Source organism: Ramlibacter sp. (assembly GCF_036383835.1).
Lineage (GTDB): Bacteria > Pseudomonadota > Gammaproteobacteria > Burkholderiales > Burkholderiaceae_C > Ramlibacter.
Genome location: NZ_DASVNN010000020.1, coordinates 37,256 through 54,207 on the forward strand (window position 1 = coordinate 37,256; position 16,952 = coordinate 54,207).

At 69.2% G+C, this 16,952-nt stretch carries 15 protein-coding genes; 11 read left to right on the forward strand and 4 right to left on the reverse strand.

What is annotated here, in order from left to right:
- Positions 1-12: 12 nt before the first annotated feature.
- Positions 13-1,959, forward strand: a complete 1,947-nt coding sequence (locus tag VF522_RS03755; protein WP_330906884.1) for a DUF6600 domain-containing protein — start codon at positions 13-15, stop codon at positions 1,957-1,959.
- Positions 1,960-1,991: 32 nt separating this feature from the next.
- On the opposite strand, the gene fusA is transcribed toward VF522_RS03755, so the two are convergent.
- Positions 1,992-4,076 (reverse strand): elongation factor G, encoded by a 2,085-nt coding sequence (gene fusA / locus VF522_RS03760; RefSeq protein ID WP_414709438.1) that lies wholly within the window; start codon positions 4,074-4,076, stop codon positions 1,992-1,994.
- Between the two features lie 151 nt (positions 4,077-4,227).
- On the opposite strand from fusA, the gene VF522_RS03765 reads away from it, so the two are divergent.
- The 6 genes from VF522_RS03765 to VF522_RS03790 all read left to right on the forward strand — a co-directional run bounded on the left by VF522_RS03765 (position 4,228) and on the right by VF522_RS03790 (position 9,715).
- Entirely contained in the window at positions 4,228-4,437 is a 210-nt protein-coding gene (locus tag VF522_RS03765) for a hypothetical protein (RefSeq protein ID WP_330906886.1), read from the forward strand.
- Positions 4,438-4,529: 92 nt separating this feature from the next.
- Positions 4,530-5,885, forward strand: a complete 1,356-nt coding sequence (locus tag VF522_RS03770) for a glutamine synthetase family protein (RefSeq protein WP_330906887.1) — start codon at positions 4,530-4,532, stop codon at positions 5,883-5,885.
- A complete protein-coding gene (locus VF522_RS03775) occupies positions 5,885-6,385 on the forward strand; it encodes a GNAT family N-acetyltransferase (protein WP_330906888.1) in 501 nt (166 codons plus the stop codon). The genes VF522_RS03770 and VF522_RS03775 overlap by 1 nt, the downstream gene beginning before the upstream one ends.
- Entirely contained in the window at positions 6,382-7,515 is a 1,134-nt protein-coding gene (locus tag VF522_RS03780) for an iron-containing alcohol dehydrogenase (protein ID WP_330906889.1), read from the forward strand. The genes VF522_RS03775 and VF522_RS03780 overlap by 4 nt, the downstream gene beginning before the upstream one ends.
- Positions 7,516-7,571: 56 nt before the next feature.
- Positions 7,572-8,342 carry a type 1 glutamine amidotransferase gene (locus tag VF522_RS03785; protein ID WP_330906890.1) on the forward strand — a complete coding sequence of 257 codons (771 nt, stop codon included), beginning with the start codon at positions 7,572-7,574 and terminating at the stop codon, positions 8,340-8,342.
- A complete protein-coding gene (locus tag VF522_RS03790) occupies positions 8,339-9,715 on the forward strand; it encodes an aldehyde dehydrogenase family protein (protein ID WP_330906891.1) in 1,377 nt (458 codons plus the stop codon). The genes VF522_RS03785 and VF522_RS03790 overlap by 4 nt, the downstream gene beginning before the upstream one ends.
- A gap of 18 nt (positions 9,716-9,733) precedes the next feature.
- On the opposite strand, the gene VF522_RS03795 is transcribed toward VF522_RS03790, so the two are convergent.
- Together VF522_RS03795 and VF522_RS03800 are read right to left on the reverse strand one after the other, a co-directional pair.
- The gene (locus VF522_RS03795; RefSeq protein ID WP_330906892.1) at positions 9,734-10,768 is read right to left on the reverse strand and encodes an AI-2E family transporter; all 1,035 of its coding nucleotides are present in this window, start codon (positions 10,766-10,768) and stop codon (positions 9,734-9,736) included.
- 22 nt (positions 10,769-10,790) lie between these two features.
- Positions 10,791-11,351, reverse strand: a complete 561-nt coding sequence (locus VF522_RS03800; RefSeq protein WP_330906893.1) for a YbhB/YbcL family Raf kinase inhibitor-like protein — start codon at positions 11,349-11,351, stop codon at positions 10,791-10,793.
- Between the two features lie 146 nt (positions 11,352-11,497).
- Between VF522_RS03800 and VF522_RS03805 the strand changes: the two genes are divergently transcribed.
- Positions 11,498-11,881 carry a DUF3703 domain-containing protein gene (locus tag VF522_RS03805; RefSeq protein ID WP_330906894.1) on the forward strand — a complete coding sequence of 128 codons (384 nt, stop codon included), beginning with the start codon at positions 11,498-11,500 and terminating at the stop codon, positions 11,879-11,881.
- 7 nt (positions 11,882-11,888) lie between these two features.
- Here the strand turns inward: VF522_RS03805 and VF522_RS03810 are convergent, their stop codons facing one another.
- Positions 11,889-14,891 carry a DNA topoisomerase III gene (locus tag VF522_RS03810; RefSeq protein WP_330906895.1) on the reverse strand — a complete coding sequence of 1,001 codons (3,003 nt, stop codon included), beginning with the start codon at positions 14,889-14,891 and terminating at the stop codon, positions 11,889-11,891.
- 114 nt (positions 14,892-15,005) lie between these two features.
- On the opposite strand from VF522_RS03810, the gene VF522_RS03815 reads away from it, so the two are divergent.
- From VF522_RS03815 to VF522_RS03825, 3 genes are read left to right on the forward strand one after another with little or no spacing between them, the layout of a single operon-like run.
- Positions 15,006-15,491 (forward strand): SET domain-containing protein, encoded by a 486-nt coding sequence (locus VF522_RS03815; protein ID WP_330906896.1) that lies wholly within the window; start codon positions 15,006-15,008, stop codon positions 15,489-15,491.
- A gap of 3 nt (positions 15,492-15,494) precedes the next feature.
- Positions 15,495-16,277, forward strand: coding sequence for a biotin--[acetyl-CoA-carboxylase] ligase (locus VF522_RS03820; protein ID WP_330906897.1), 783 nt, complete (start codon positions 15,495-15,497; stop codon positions 16,275-16,277).
- Positions 16,278-16,287: 10 nt separating this feature from the next.
- Complete coding sequence (locus VF522_RS03825) at positions 16,288-16,944, forward strand: SPOR domain-containing protein (RefSeq protein ID WP_330906898.1); 657 nt, start codon at positions 16,288-16,290, stop codon at positions 16,942-16,944.
- Positions 16,945-16,952 lie beyond the last annotated feature (8 nt).

Below are 16,952 nucleotides of genomic sequence, written 5' to 3' on the forward strand. Positions count from 1 at the left end.
GGAACCACTGCCATGCAAACCCGTACCTCCGCCCTCGTCCGGCGCGGCCTGCCCTGGCTGGCCGCGCTGCTCTTCTTCCCGATCGCTTCCGTCGCCTTCGCGCAGGCGGAAGCGGACCCGCCCGGGCGCGCCGCCTTCGTGAGCGCGCGCCAGGGCGGCATCGTGTTCGCCGCGGACGGCGAAGACGAGTGGGTGGAGCTGCCCCCCAACCGGCCGCTCACCACCGGCGACCGCGTCTGGGCCGACCGCGGCGCGCGCGCCGAGCTGCAGCTCGGCTCGGCCACCCTGCATGTCGACGCGGAAAGCCACCTCGGGGTGAGCGACCTGGACGACCGCAGCGCGCAGTTCATCCTGCAGCAGGGCACGGTCAATGCACGGGTGCGCGACCTCGCGCAGGGCGAGAACTTCGAGATCGACACGCCCAACGTGGCGGTGCGCGCGACGCAGCCGGGCGATTTCCGCGTCGACGTCGACGACCGGGCGGGCGTCACGCGCGTGACGGTGGCCAGGGGCATGGTCACGGTGTTCGGCGAAGGCGGCCAGGCGGTGAACCTGGGGGCCGGCCAGACGGCAGGCTTCTCCGGCCGCGGCCTCGCGCAGGTCCAGGTGCCCGCGTTCCGGCAGGACGAATTCGCCGCCTGGGCCGCGGAACGCAATCGCGCCGAGGACCAGTCGATGGCGGCGCGCTACGTGCCGCGCGGCGTGGTCGGCTATTCGCAGCTGGACCCGTACGGCACGTGGGGCCAGGACCCGAACTACGGCGCGGTCTGGTATCCGCAGGTCGCGGTGCAGGACTGGGCGCCCTACCGCTACGGCCACTGGGCCTGGGTCTCGCCCTGGGGCTGGACCTGGGTGGACGATGCGCCCTGGGGCTTCGCGCCTTTCCATTACGGCCGCTGGGCCATGATCGGCGACCGCTGGGCCTGGGTGCCAGGGCGCCTCGCCGCGCGTCCGGTGTATTCGCCGGCGCTGGTGGTGTTCGTGGGCGGCGGCGCATCGCACTTCAGCCTGAACAGCGGTCCCGGCGTCGGCTGGTATCCGCTCGCGCCCGGCGAGGCCTGGTGGCCGTGGTACCGCACGTCCCCGCGCTACGTGAACTTCGCCAACTTCAACATCGACCTGAACCGCTATCCGCGGCACTACAGCGACCACGTGTGGCGCCAGCGGCCCTTCGCGATCACGGCGATGCGCGACGACGATTTCCGCCGCGGCCGCGCGGTGAACCGGCACTGGCAGGCGGTGGAGCCGCGGATGATCGCCAACGTGCAGCCCGGGGTCGCGCCGCAGCGTCCGGATTTCCGCCGCGAACGCGAGAACCGCCTGATGCCGCGACTGCAGGCCGCCCCGCCGGCGCAGGCGCAGGTGCAGCCCGTCGCGCCGGGTCGCCAGTGGGGCGGTCGCCTCGTCGCCCCGGCGGTGCAGGAGCAACTCCGCGCCCAGCGCGAACAGGACGGCCTGCAGCGCGATGCCGATCGGGCCGCGCGCCAGCAGATCCGCGAGGCGGAGGAGCAGCGCCGCGCCGGCGACTTCCGTCGCCAGCAGGAATCGGTGCGGCAGCAGAACGAGCGTGCCGCGCAGCGCGAAGCAGCGCAGCAACGCGACCAGGAGCGCGGCCAGCGCGAAGCCTGGCAGATGCGCCGCCAGCAGTTGCTGCAGCAACAGCAACAACAGCAGCAACAAATCCAGCAGCAACAAATCCAGCAGCAACAGCAGCAGGTGCAGCAGGAGCGGACGCATCGTGAACGCTGGGCCCAGCAGCGGGAGCGGCAGCAGCAAGTGCAGCAGCAGCAAGCGCAGCCGGAGCGCGAAGCGGCCGCCCGCCCGCACCGGCAGGTCGAACAACCCCGCGCGGTGGTGCCGCAGCAGCAGGTCGTGCCCGCGCAGGCGCACACGCCGCCGGCACAGCGCGAGCCGCGCGAACACGGCCGGCTGGTACGACGGATCGGGCGCGAGGACTAGACTTCGTCATCCCCGCCTGCGCGGGGGTGACTTCATTCCTCCTTCAACTGGTACTTCGACGCCAGCTGCTGCTGCACGGTCGGCGGCACCGCTTCGTAGTGGCTGAAGGCGATCGTGTAGCGGCCCTGGCCGCCGGTGAGCGAGTTCAGCCGCGACTGGTAGCTCGCCAGTTCCGACAGCGGCGCCAGCGCCAGCACCGTGAGCGCGCCGGTGGTGTCGCCCCGCGTGCCGCTCACCTGCCCGCGCCGCGAGGCGAGGTCGCCGGTGATGTCGCCCATGTTGTTTTCCGGCGCCGTGATCTCCACGTTCACGATCGGCTCGAGCAGGCAGGGACGCGCCGCCTGCACCGCGGCGATCAGCGCCTTCTTGCCGGCGGTGATGAAGGCGATCTCCTTGCTGTCCACCGCGTGGTGCTTGCCGTCGTACACGGTGCACTTGAGGTCGACGACGGGATAGCCGGCCACCACGCCTTCCTCCATCGCCTGCCGCACGCCCTTCTCCACCGCGGGCATGAAGTTGCCGGGGATCGTGCCGCCCTTGACGGCATCGACGAACTGGAAGCCGCTGCCGCGCGGCAACGGCTCGATGCGCAGGAACACCTCGCCGAACTGGCCGGCGCCGCCGGTCTGCTTCTTGTGGCGGTGGTGGCCTTCGGCATGGGCGGTGACCGTCTCGCGGTAGGCGATGCGCGGCGGCCGCGTGTCGACCTGGCAGTTGTGCACGTCGGTCAGGCGATCGAGCAGCGTCTTCAGGTGCAGCTCGCCGAGGCCGTAGACGACGGTTTCGTTGGTGCTGGCGACGTGATCCACCTTCAGGCAGGGGTCCTCGCTCACCAGCTTCAGCAGGATGTCGTGCAGCCGCTGTTCGTCACCGCGGCGCTTGGGCGCGATCGCCAGGCCGTGCACCGGCACCGGGAACTCAAGCGGCTTCAGGTGCATGCGCGCGTCTTCCGCCGCGTCGTGCAGCACGGCGTCGTAGTGCAGTTCCTCCACCTTCGCGATGGCGCAGAGGTCGCCGGGCACCGCCTTCGCCACCTCCTCCAGCTCTTTCCCCTGCAGCATGAAGAGGTGGCCCACCTTGAAAGGGCGGCGGCCGTCGCCCACGTAGAGCTGGCTGTCGCGCGTGATGGTGCCCTGGTGCACGCGCATCACGCCCATCTTGCCCACGTAAGGGTCCTGCGTGATCTTGAAGACGTGCGCCAGCACGTGCTTGTCCGGGTCGACCACGGCCTCGACCGGTTTCGCGTCGCCGCCTTCGCCTTCGAGGAAGGCGGGCGGATTGCTCTCCGTCGGGTCGGGCAGCAGGCGCTCGATCACGTCCAGCAGTTCCGGCACGCCCGCGCCGGTGCGCGAGGACACGAAGCAGATCGGCACCAGGTGCCCCTCGCGCAGCGCCTGCTCCAGCGGCGCGTGCAGTTCGGCCGGGTCGACGTCGCCGTCGTTGAGGTAGCGCTCCACGAACGCCGCGTCGACTTCCACCACCTGCTCCACCAGCGCGCGGTGCGCCTGCTCGACGGAGGAGAAATCCGGCGGCGGGCCGTCGTCCTTGAGCTTCCAGAAGCAGTCGAGCACGCGCTCGCCCTTCTGCGAGGGAAGGTTCACCGGCAGGCACTCGCGCCCGAAGGCGGCCTGGATCTGGCCCACCAGCGCCTCGAGGTTCACGCCCTGTGCGTCGATCTTGTTGACGATGACGATGCGGTCGCGCTCACGCTGTTTTGCCCACTCCATCATGCGAACGGCCATCGGCTCGATGCCGGTGGCCGCATTGAGGACGATCGCCGCCGTCTCCACCGCCTCCAGCGCCGGTAGCGACTGCCCGAGGAAATCGGGCGCTCCGGGTGTGTCGATGAGGTGGGTGGTGATCTCGCCGTGGGTGAAGTGCAGCAGCGTCGTGTTGAGCGAGCGCAGCGCCTTTTTCTCGAGGGGATCGTGGTCGGAGACGGTGCTGCCCCTCTCGACGCTGCCGGGCGCGCCCACCGCCCCGGCCTTCCACAGCAAGGCTTCGGCCAGGCTGGTCTTGCCCGCGGCGCTCGGGCCGACGAGGGCCACGGTGCGCCGCGAGGCGATGTCGCGATGCGTTGCCACTGCAAACCCTCCAGCGATCAAAGGGAGGGCCATCGTACGCCTTGCGGCGCGCGCTTCGCAACGAGGACAACGCGCCTTTGCACGCGGCGCCGGAGAGCGCGCCATCGCGGGGTCATCCCCGTCCCACAAGCGAAGCGTCTTTCTCCTACAGAATGTGAGCGCCTGCTTGCTATCCTGCTTCGCTATGCCCGACAGCAACAGGAAACCCGACGGGGGCAGGCCGGAATTCGAGATCGCCTACTACACGAAGGAGCTGGGCAAGGACTTGCAGCGCGAGATGCTGCGCAAGCAACTGGCCCGGTTGAGCGAGAGCACGAAGATCGAGAGCAGCCACGGCGAGGACGGTTCGCCGCAGCTGGACACCGCACCACCCCAGGACGACCGTACCGGCTGAACCCGCCGGCTTGCATCCGCTTGCGCTTGCCCCACGACGGCCGTGAACGCTGTCAAGATGAAGGACGACTGTCCTGCAGGGAGCAAGTGCAAGTGGCCAGCAACCATCCCGCCCTCGAGAAGCTGCGCAAGAGCGGTGCCGCCAAGGTGAAGGTCGCCGTGAGCGACATCGACGGCATCCTGCGCGGCAAGCTCCTGCACATCGACAAGTTCGACAGCGCCGCCGGCGGCGGCTTCGGCTTCTGCGACGTGGTGTTCGGCTGGGATGCCCACGACGTCACCTACGACAACACGAGCGTCACCGGCTGGCAGCACGGCTATCCCGATGCGCTCGCCCGGGTCGATCTCGACACGGCACGCAATGTCCCCTGGGACGGCAACGTGCCTTTCTTCCTCGGCGAGTTCATCAATGCCGATGGCTCGCCGTTCCCGGTGTGTCCGCGCCAGACGCTCAAGCGCGTGCTGGCGCGCGCGGAGAAGCTCGGCTTCCAGGTGATGACCGGCATGGAGTTCGAGTGGTTCAACTTCCGCGAGACCCCGCACACCTGGGCGCAGAAGAAGGGCGCGCCGCCGGAGCCGATCACGCCGGGCATGTTCGGCTACTCGATCCTGCGCATGGCCGACCACCGCGAGTTCTTCAACGCGCTGATGGACGAGATGCTCGCCTTCAACGTGCCGATCGAGGGGCTGCACACCGAGACCGGCCCCGGCGTGTACGAGGCGGCCATCGGTTTCTCCAGCGCGCTGGAGCAGGCCGACCGCGCGATCCTGTTCAAGACCGGTGCGCGCGAGATCGGCAAGCGCTTCGGCATCATGCCCAGCTTCATCGCCAAGTGGAGCCAGCACTATCCGGGCTGCAGCGGCCATATCCACCAGAGCCTGTCGGACGGCAAGACCAACCTGTTCCACGACGAGGGCTCGCCGCGCAGGATGAGCCCGCTGTTCGAGAGCTATCTCGCCGGCCAGGTCGCCTGCATGATGGAGTTCGGGCCGATGCTGTGGCCCACCGTCAACAGCTACAAGCGCCTCGTCGACGGCTTCTGGGCGCCGGTGAAGCCGACCTGGGGCATCGACAACCGCACCGCCAGCTTCCGCGTGCTGGCCGGTTCTCCCAAGGCGACGCGGCTGGAGACGCGCTGTCCCGGCTCCGACGTGAATCCCTACCTCGCCATGGCCGCGGTGATCGCGGCGGGCATGCACGGCGTCGAGAAGGGGTTGAAGCTCACCACGCCGCCGATCACCGGCACCAACCAGGGCGGCGAGGACGTGCCGCGGGCGCCGCGCTCGCTGATCGAGACCACGCGGATCTTCCGCGACTCGGAGATCGCGCGCGACTGGCTGGGCGACACCTTCGTCGAGCATTTCGCCGCGACCCGCGAATGGGAATGGCGGCAGTGGCAGGATGCGGTGACCGACTGGGAATTGCGCCGCTACTTCGAGATCATCTGATGCAGGTCCGCCGGCTGACCCCCGCCGATGCCACGCTCTACCGGTCGCTGCGGCTGCGCGCGCTGCGCGAGCACCCGGACGCCTTCACCTCGTGCTACGAGGAAGACCGGACGCAGCCGGTGGAGGCGGCGGCCGCGCGCCTCGCTTCGCATGCCTTCTGGGGCGCTTACCGCGCGAGCGAGCTGTACGGCTTCATCGGGCTGGAGCGCGAGCCGCGGCCGAAGAACCGGCACAAGGCCACGGTGGTCGGCATGTACGTCGCCGCCGAAGTCGCGGGACAGGGCATGGCACGCGCCCTGCTCGACGCGCTGATCGCCCATGCGCGCCACGAAGGCCTGGAGTCGCTGGTGCTGACGGTCACCGACGGCAATGCCGCGGCGCTGCATCTCTATGAACAGGCCGGCTTCCGCTCCTTCGGCGTCGAGCCCGATGCGATCCGCGTGCACGGCCGCTCCTTCGGAAAGAACCACATGCAACTGCACCTGGACCGCGCACCATGAGCCTGTCGAGCTTTTCCTTTCCCACGGCGATCGCGTTCGGCCCCGGCGCGCGCAAGGAGGTGCGCAAGCATCTGCAGGAGCAGGGCCTGAAGCGGCCGCTGGTCGTCACGGACAAGGCGCTGGCCGCCTTGCCGGTGCTGCAGGAATTCCGCTCGCATCTCGAGGGGCTGGCCGTCGCCGTGTATTCAGGCGTGGCCGGCAATCCCGTCGCCAGCCAGGTGATGGCGGGCGCGCAGGCCTACCGGGAGCACGGCGCCGACTGCGTGATCGGCTTCGGCGGCGGCGCGGCGCTCGACGTCGCCAAGGTGGTGGGGCTGGCGGCCACGCACGAGGGCGACATCATCGAGTACGCGTGGGACCACCCGCGGGTGCGGCAGATCGAAAAGGACCTGCCGTACTTCGTCGCGCTGCCCACCACGTCCGGCACCGGCTCGGAAGTGGGCCGCTCTTCGGTGATCAGCGAGGACGCCACGCACCTCAAGCGCGTGGTGTTCAGCCCGAAGATCCTGGCGAAGAAGGTGTTCGCCGATCCGGAGCTCACGGTCGACCTGCCGGCGCACGTGACGGCCGCGACCGGCATGGACGCGCTCACGCACAACGTCGAGAGCTACCTGTCGCCCGCCTACCACCCGCTGTGCGACGGCATCGCGCTGGAAGGCGCGCGCATCGCGGCGCGCTCGCTGGTGCGCGCCGTGCGCGAACCGAAGAACATCGCCGCGCGCAGCGACATGATGATGTCTTCCATGATGGGCGCGATTGCCTTCCAGAAGGACCTGGGCGCGGTGCACTCCTGCGCGCATGCGCTGGGTGCGGTGTGCGACTTGCACCATGGCCTGGCCAACGCGCTGATGATCGAGACGGTGCTGGCCTGGAATATCGAGGCGGCGCCCGACAAGTTCGAGGAGCTGGCGCATGTCTGCCGCGTGGGCGGCGGCGGCCCCGGCTTCGTGCGCTGGCTCGGCCACCTCAAGCAGCAGGTCGGCATCACCGGCACGCTGTCCACGCACGGCGTGAAGAAGGAGCAGATCCCGCGGCTGGTGGAGATCGCGGTGAAGGACATCTGCCACCAGACCAATCCGCGGCCGGTGACGGCGCAGGATTTCGAGCGGCTCTTCACGGCGGCGATGTAGATGCAACACGCGCAACCTGTAGGCTGGGGTGGAACCCCAGCGATGCGAAGCAAGACATGAATCGACTCCGGATCGGCATCTCCGCCTGCTTCTTCCATCCCGACGGCGAACGCAAGGCCGCGCCGTCCAAGACCCTGCTGTGGATCGAGCAGTCCACCGCGCACTGGGTGATGTCCGAGGGCGCGCTGCCGGTGATGGTGCCGTCCTTCGCCGGCCAGACCTTCCGCGGCGAGGTGCGCGTGGAGGACTACGCGCAGTGGCTCGACGGCCTGGTGATGCACGGCGGCGCCGACGTCTGGCCGGGCAGCTATGGCGAGCAGCCGCTGCGCCCCGAATGGCACGGCGACCGCGTGCGCGACGAGTACGAGATCGAGCTGGTGAAGGCCTTCAGCGCCGCCGGCAAGCCGGTGTTCGGCATCTGCCGCGGCGTGCAGCTGCTCAACGTGGCTTATGGCGGCACGCTCTACCAGGACATCCGCACGCAGAAGCCGCGGTCGCTGGTGCATCGCGACGCCGTCGCCTACGACCTCAACTTCCACGAGGTCGACATCCTGCCGGACACGCGCCTCGCGCAACTGCTGCCGGCCGGCCGCCACAAGATCAACAGCGTGCACCACCAGGGCGTCAAGGACCTCGCGCCCGGCTTCGTGGTGGAGGCGGTGTCGCCGGAAGACGGCGTGGTCGAGGCGATCCGCCACACCGGCGAATCCTGGATCGCCGGCGTGCAATGGCATCCCGAGTTCCATCGCCCGGAGCTGGGCGTGATCGACGACACGCCGCTGCTGCGCGATTTCCTGGAGGCCGCACGCGCGGTCCGCAAGACATGAGCACCCTCGCCATCCTCAATCCCGCCACCGACGAACTGATCATCGAGCTGCCGGCCGACGACGCCGAGTCGGTCGCTGCCAAGGCGAAGATCGCGCGCGCGGCGCAGCCCGAATGGGCCGCCGTGCCGCTGGCCGGGCGCAAGGCCTGCATCGCGCGCTTCCGCGAGGGCGTGGTGCGCGACCTCGAACAGCTCGCTCTGGTGCTGACACGCGAGACCGGCAAGCCGATCCGCATGGCGCGCAACGAGCTCAACGGACTGCTGCCGCGCATCGATTTCTTCCTGCAGGAGGTGGAGGCCGCGACCGCGCCGGAGCCCATGCACGACGACAGCGGCATGCGCGAGGAGATCCGCCACGAGCCGCTGGGCGTGATCGCCAACATCTCGGCCTGGAACTATCCCTGGTTCGTCGGCTGCAACGTGATCCTGCCGGCGCTGCTGACGGGCAATGCGGTGCTGTACAAACCTTCGGAATACGCCACGCTCACCGGCCTGGAAATCGCGCGCCTGCTGCACGAAGCGGGCGTGCCGCGGCAGGTGATGATGGCGTTGGTGGGCACGGGCGAAGTCGGCGCCGCGCTGCTGGAGCAGGAGGTCGACGGCGTGTTCTTCACCGGCTCGCATGCGACCGGCAAGCGCATCGCCGAGACCATGGGCAAGCGCTTCGTGAAGCTGCAGCTGGAACTGGGCGGCAAGGATCCGACCTACGTCTGCGAGGACGCCGAGGTGCAGGCCGCCGCCGAATCGCTGGCCGACGGCGCCATGTACAACACCGGCCAGAGCTGCTGCTCGGTGGAACGCATCTACGTGCACGAGAAGGTCCACGACGATTTCGTCGATCGTTTCGTGGACACGGTGAAGGGCTTCCGCATGGGCGACCCGCTGCGCGAGGACACCTACATCGGCGCGATCACGCGTGCGCCGCAGCTCGATGTACTGGAAGCGCAGGTCGACGACGCGATCGCCAAGGGCGCGTCGCTGCTGGTCGGCGGCGAGCGCCGCATCGGCGAAGGCAACTGGTTCGATCCCACCGTGCTGGTCCACGTGGACCACACGATGGAGATCATGCGCGAGGAAAGCTTCGGTCCGGTGGTCGGCATCATGAAGGTGCGCGACGACGAAGAGGCCGTGCACTGGATGAACGACACGCGCTACGGCCTCACCGCGGGCGTGTTCACGAAGGACGAGCAGCGCGCCCGCCGCATCCTGTCGCGGGTGCACGCGGGCACCGTCTACTGGAACTGCTGCGACCGCGTGAGCCCGCGCCTGCCGTGGAGCGGGGTGGGCGATTCGGGCGTGGGACTGACCTTGTCGAAGTACGGCATCCAGGCGTTCACGCGGGCGAAGGCATGGCATTTGCGCGGGGCGGGTTGATCCCCAATCCCGACGCAGCTAGATCCAGCCGCCCTCGCGCAACTCCCGCGTCAGCCACGCCACGTAGATCGGCGCCGCGACGAGCCCGGCGATGCCGAAGGCCGATTCCAGCACCAGCATGCCGGCCAGCATCGCGTAGGTCGGCACATTGGTGCGACCGCCCACGATGCGGGCGTTCAGGAAGTACTCCAGCTTGTGGATCACCACCAGGAACACCAGCGAGGCGACGCCCAGCCACACGGAGACCGTCAGCGCCGCCACCGTGATCGCCGCGTTGGACAGCAGGTTGCCCACGATGGGCACCAGGCTGGCGAAGAAGGTGAAGCCCACCAGCGTCGGCCCCAGCGGGACGCGGTAGCCGAAGGCGGGCAGGAGGACGAGCAGGTAGATGCCCGTCAGCACCGCGTTGATCAGGGAGATGCGCAGCTGTGCCGAGAACACGTCGCCGAAGGCCTCGGCCAGCTGCAGCATGCGCGCCTGCGCCAGCAGCACCAGCGGCCGGCGCGGTGCGGCGGGCGTCGCGTGGCGCGCCGACGCGGCCATCAGCCCGATCGCCAGGCCGATGATGATGTGGACCAGGATCTTCAGCGCCTCGGCGCCCCAGCGCTGCATCTCGCCCGCATGCTCGCGCAGCCAGCGGGTGATCGCCTCGCGCACCGCCTCCGCCGATTCGGGCAGCCGGTCGACCACCCAGCCCGGCGCCGTGGCGCGGATCTGGTCCAGCGTGTCGGCCAGCAACTGCATCAGGCGGCCCAGTCCGCCCGACTTGAACAGCAGCTCCGTGGCGGCCAGCAAGGCCAGCCCCACGGCGGTGACGACGGCGAAGACGATCAGCCAGCGCACCGCGCGCGTCTGCCACGCGCCGTGCGCCGGCCCCGTGAAGGCGCGCACGCGGCGGTAGAGCACGAAGCCCGCGAGGCCCGCGAAGACGGCGGACAGCAGGTGCAGCCAGAGAACGCCCAGCAGCAGCACGGTGCCGACCAGGATGCTGCGCAGGCGCAGCTTCTCGATCGAATCGACGAGTTCGGGGGGAAGGCGCGATGTGTCGTTCACCCGCGCATTCTCCCGCGCCGGCTCACTTCCCCTTCGCCCTCCCGTACTTCGCCGTGAAAGTCGCCTTGCCGATCGCGTTGGCGTTGATCATGAAGCCGGCCAGTGCCGCGGTGGCATCCGGCGGGAGCTCCAGCTTGTCGACCTTCAGCGCGTGCACGGTGAAGACGTAGCGGTGCGGCTTGTCGCCGGGCGGCGGGCAGGCGCCGCCCCAGGCGTTGGTGCCGTAGTCGGTGCGGACCTGGCGTGCGCCCTGCGGTACGTTGGCACCGTTGCCGTTGCCGGCATCGGGCTTCAGTTCGGTGACGTTGGCCGGGACGTTGACCAGCACCCAGTGCCACCAGCCCGAGCCGGTCGGCGCGTCGGGGTCGTACACCGTGACCGCATAGCTCTTGGTGTCCTTCGGGGCGCCGCTCCACTGGAGCGCCGGCGACTTGTTCTCGCCGCTGCACCCGAAGACGTTGGCCTCGAACTTCCTGTCCATCGTCGCATTGGCCTTGATGTCGGGGCTTTCCAGCTTGAAGGCGGCATGGGCGCCGGCGGCGGCGAAGGCGAGCACGGCGGCAGCGAGCAGGGAGCGGTTCATGGCGGGTCTCCGGTCGTTGTGGATGCCGGGCGGATCATGCAACGAAGCCGGCGGGCTGTCTCGCGACGGCCACAAGCGGGGCCGTACATCGCCAACAGCTTCACGTTTGTTGACGCGGACGAGGGCGCGATGTTACAAATTGTGCTATGGACACCCTCTCCCTGCCCGAGCGGCGCATCGTCTACGCCCGCCTCGTGCGCGGGTACGCGGACACGGCCTCGCAAGGACGGCAACTCGAAACGCAGTGGACCTGGCTGATGGCCGCGCACGTCGTCGGCCAGCACGATGCCGGCATGCACCTCGACAGCCATCGCCGCATGCTCGCCCTCGCGCAGCAGGCGAAGGACTGGAAGGAAGTGGCGGGGCAGGTCGTGCGCATCGCGCTGCTGCCGCTGGGCCACCTCCTGCGGCGCATCCCCATGGGCAACATCGGCCGCGCCACCGTGCCGATCACGCGCGAGATGCAGCCGCCGGAGACGGTGCAGGTGCTGATCGACTGGGCGACGCTGGCGACGAAGTTGCCGAAGTGAGGGGACCTTACTGGGACGACAGGTGCTTGCCGACGATGCCGGCCAGCTCGAACATCGTCACCTGCGGCTTGCCGAACACCGCACGCAGCTTCTCGTCGGCATTGATCGAGCGCTTGTCCTTCTTGTCCTGCAGGCCCTTTTCCTTGATGTAGTCCCAGATCCGCTTGATCACCTCGGTGCGCGCGATCGGCTCGCTGCCCACCACGGCGGCGAGCTCGGGACTCGGCTTCAGGCCGGCGGCGGGTTTCCTCGCCGCGGCCTTCTTGGCGGGCGCCGCCTTCTTCGCCGGCGCCGCCTTCTTGGCCACCACTGCCTTTGCGGCTTTCGCCGTCGCCTTGACCTCGCTCGCCGGCTCCCTGGCCTTGGCGCGACTGGTGGCGGTCGTCTTCGTCGCGGCGCCCGCGCCCTTGCGCGGCGGGAACTTGGACTTGCGCTCCTCGAACTGGAAATTCACCTTGCTCGCTTCCGCGTCCCACACCAGGAAGGCCTTGAAGGGCCGGCGCGTGCGCATCGAGATGAACTTGTCCAGCAAGTCGGTCTTGCCGGTGGCCAGCAGCTTGGCCATCTGCTCGCGCTCCACCGGCTGCTGCAGGATGATCTTGCCGCTGCGGAAGTCGCAGGTGGGCGTGGGATGCTTCTCGGTGGGCACCGAGCGCTCGCACACGTAGTTGCTGCCCCACTCGAAGACCTGGTGGCCGCACTTGGGGCAGGGCCCCAGCGGCTCCTGCGTGGAGAGGTCGACGATCTCGCCGGTTTCGGCCGGGTCCTTGGTCTCGCCGAAGTCGAACTCCAGCTTCCAGTTTTCTTCTTCCTGGTTGTAGTTGAGCGCCAGTTCGGCGGTGAAGGGCCAGCCCGCCTTGGAACGGAAGCCCTGCAGCGGGCCGATGCGCCGGTCGCGCAGGAAGGCCTCGACCTCGTCCAGCTCGAAGGCACGCCCCGCAGGGATCTTGGTGAAGGAGAAGCCGCAGGGCTCCTGGCCGTTCTTGCCCACGCAGTTGTAGCGGCGATAGGTTTCCTGCACCACGCCGCCGCAGTTGGGGCAGGGCGTCTTCAGCGTCGCGTAGTCGCCCGGCACCGTGTCGCGGTCGTACTCCTTGGCCTTCATGACGATGCGCTTGGTCATGTCGGCGATCTCGTGCATGAACTGGTCGCGCGAGAGCTTGCCGTGCTCCATCTGCGAGAGCTTGTATTCCCACTCGCCGGTCAGCTCGGGCTTGCTCAGTTCCTCCACGCCCAGGCCGCGCAGCAGCGTCATCAGCTGGAAGGCCTTGGCCGTGGGGATCAGCTCGCGGCCCTCGCGCAGCATGTACTTCTCGTTGATCAGGCCTTCGATGATGGACGCCCGCGTGGCCGGCGTGCCGAGGCCCTTCTCCTGCATCGCCTCGCGCAGTTCGTCGTCTTCCACGAACTTGCCGGCGCCTTCCATGGCGCCGAGCAGCGAGGCTTCGCTGTAGCGCGCGGGCGGCCGCGTCTTCAGGCCCTTGGCGTCCACCGCTTCGGTGCGCACCATCTCGCCCGGCTTCACCGGCACCAGGTTCTGGCCCTTTTCGCCTTCCTTGCCGGTCGACTCGTCGACGTCGACGGCTTCCTTGCCGTAGATCGCGAGCCAGCCCGGCTTGACCAGCACCTTGCCTTCGGTCTTGAAGTGGTGGCCCACGGCCTGCGAGATGCGCGTGGTCACCAGGTATTCGGCGCTGGGGAAGAACACCGCCAGGAAGCGGCGCACCACCAGGTCGTAGATCTTCTGCTCGGCGTCCGACAGGCCGCTGGGCGCCTGCAGCGTCGGGATGATGGCGAAGTGGTCCGAGACCTTGCTGTCGTCGAACACCCGCTTGATCGGCTTGACGTAACCCTCGTCCTTCGCCTGCCGCGCGAAGGGCGCGAGGTGCGGCATGCCGCTGCCGGCCAGCACGTCCATGGTCTCGTGCACCACCTTCACGTAGTCGGAAGGCAGGTGGCGCGAATCGGTACGCGGATAGGTCAGCGCCTTGTGCCGCTCGTACAGCGACTGCGCCAGCGCCAGCGTGGTCTTGGCCGAATAGCCGAAGCGGCCGTTGGCCTCGCGCTGCAGGGAGGTGAGGTCGAACAGGCCCGGCGAGGCCTGGGTCGAGGGCTTGGATTCCTCGGTGACCGTGGCGGCCTTGCCGCGCACCGCGTTGGCGATCGCGATCGCGTCCTTCTCGTTCCAGAGGCGATCGGCGCGTTTTTCCGGGTCCTCGGGGTCCTTCCGGAAATTCGGGTCGAACCACTTGCCCGGGTACTCGCCGGCATCGGCCAGGAAGCTGCCGTGGATCTCCCAGTAGTCGCGGCTGACGAACTTGCGGATCTGCTCCTCGCGTTCCACCACGATCGCCAGCGTCGGCGTCTGCACCCGGCCGACGGTGGTGAGGAAGAAGCCGCCGTCGCGCGAGTTGAAGGCGGTCATCGCGCGGGTGCCGTTGATGCCCACCAGCCAGTCGGCTTCGGAGCGCGAACGGGCCGCGTGCGCCAGGCCTTCCATCTGCTTGTCGGTGCGCAGCTTCTCGAAGCCCTCGCGGATGGCCTGCGGGGTCATCGACTGCAGCCACAGGCGCTTGACCGGCTTGAGTGCCGCCGACTTCTTGCCCGCCGCCGCGTTGGTGCCGTCGCTGCCGAAGGCGAACTGCTCGATCAGCCGGAAGATCAGCTCGCCCTCGCGGCCCGCGTCGCAGGCGTTCACCAGGTCGGTGACGTCCTTGCGCTTGGCCAGCTTGACCACCGCGTTCAGGCGGGTCTTGGTCTTGTCGACCGGTTTCAGGTCGAACCAGGGCGGGATCACCGGCAGGTGGGCGAAGCTCCACTTGCCGCGCTTGACGTCGAACTGCTCCGGCGCGTGGATTTCCACCAGGTGGCCCACCGCGCTGGTGACGACGTATTTGTCGTTCTCGAAGTACTCGTCGTGCTTGTCGAACTTGCCGGCCACGGGCGTCAGGGCCCGGACGATGTCCTGGGCCACGGACGGCTTTTCGGCAATGACCAATGTTTTGCTCACGGGATCCAGCGGGCTGCCTTGCGGCCGCCCCTCCTTGGGTTCTTACAATCTGCGCTCTTCTCGCGCGCGCATACGCGCGCACGTGTACGAATTCAACTTAACAGAAATTTTCCGATGCCCGCCAAGCCCGCTCCGGCCGCCCCCCGAACGAATCGCCGAATCCAGGTCCGCAGGTCGGGCGTGCACGGCAAGGGCGTCTTCGCCCTGCAGGACATCCCCGCCGGCGAGACGCTGATCGAATACATCGGCGAGATCATCACGTGGAAGGAGGCCCAGCGCCGCCACCCGTGGAATCCCGAGGAGCCCAACCATACGTTCTACTTCCATATCGACGACGGCCGCGTGATCGACGCCGCGGTCGGCGGCAACGCGGCTCGCTGGATCAACCATTCCTGCAACCCGAACTGCGAGGCCGACGAGGACGAGGGCCGCGTCTTCATCAAGGCGCTGCGCAACATCCAGGCCGGCGAGGAGCTGAACTACGACTACGGCCTGATCATCGACGAGCGTTACACGAAGAAGCTCAAGGCGGAGTATCCCTGCTGGTGCGGCAGCAAGAGCTGCAGGGGCACCCTTCTGGCGCCCAAACGGCGCCGCTGAGCCATGAGGACCGCCGGGCCGTCCGGCCCTGTGACCTGGCCCGCCGAGGCGATCTGGGAAGCCGTCGCGCCTGCGCTCCCCGGCTTCACGGTGGAGATCCTGCCCGAGGTCGACTCCAGCAATTCGGAGCTGATGCGCCGCGCCCGGGCCGGCCGCGACGAGCCGGTGCTGCTGGTGGCCGAACGCCAGACGGCCGGCCGCGGCCGCCTGGGCCGGGGCTGGGACAGCGCCGCGGGCGCCTCGCTGACCTTCTCGCTGGGCCTGCCGCTGGCGCCCGCCGACTGGTCCGGCCTGTCGCTGGCCGTGGGCGTGAGCGTGGCGGAAAGCCTGCATCCGGCGATCGGGCTGAAGTGGCCCAACGACCTGTGGGTGCGCGACCACAAGCTGGCCGGCATCCTGATCGAGACGGCGAGCTTCGGCGCGGGCGCCCGCTACGCGGTGATCGGCATCGGCATCAACATCGCGGTCCGGCCGGCCTCCGGCCTGTCCACGCCGCCTGCGGCGCTGGCCGGGCTGCTGCCCGGGATCGAGGCGCCGGCGGCCCTGCTGCGCATCGCGCCGGCGCTGGTGCGCGACGTGCAGGTCTTCGAGCAGGCGGGCTTTGCCGCCTTCCGCCTGCGCTTCGAGGCGCGCGACGTCCTGCGGGACCGCGCCGTGACGCTCAGCGACGGCCGGTCCGGCACGGCCCACGGAGTCGGCGAGGACGGCAGCCTGCTGGTGCATACTGCGGCCGGCCTGCAGGCCATCAGCAGCTCCGAGGTGAGCGTGCGGCCGGCGGCCTCCTGACCCCACACGCATGCTTCGCCTGATCGTCCTGTTCCTGCTGCTGGCCAACGCGGGCTTCTACGCCTGGTCGCACGGCTACCTGCTCGCCTGGGGCGTCGGTCCCACGCAGCAGTCGGAGCCGCAGCGGGTGCAGCAGCAGATCCACCCGGACAGCGTGCGCGTGCTGCGCCCCGACGAGCTGCGTTCGCTGGAGGCGCAGCTGGCGCAGGCGCCGCGCCCGCCGGAATGCCTGGCCTCGCCCATGCTGGACGAGCCGCAGGTCGCGAGCCTGCGGCCGCTGCTGGCCAGCTTCCCCTCGGCCGCCTGGACGCTGGAGCCCATCGCCGAGCCGGCCCGCTGGATCGTCTACATGGGCCCGTACGCGGGACTGGAGCAGGTGGCGCGCAAGCGCGCCGAGTTGCGGCAGCTGGGGGTCTCCTTCGAGAGCCTCACGAATCCCGCGCTGGAGCCGGGCCTGTCCCTGGGCAGTTTCCCGGCCGAAGCCGCGGCGCAGCAGCAGCTCGCCGCGCTGGCCGCGCGCGGCGTGCGCACCGCGCGCGTGGTGCAGGAGCGGCCCGAGCAGCGCGGCCAGCGCCTGACGCTGCCGGCCGTCGACGACAACCTGCGGCCGCGGCTGGAAGAACTCAAGCCCGTGCTCGCCGCCAAACCCCTGCGGCCCTGCCGCTGACCCCCACG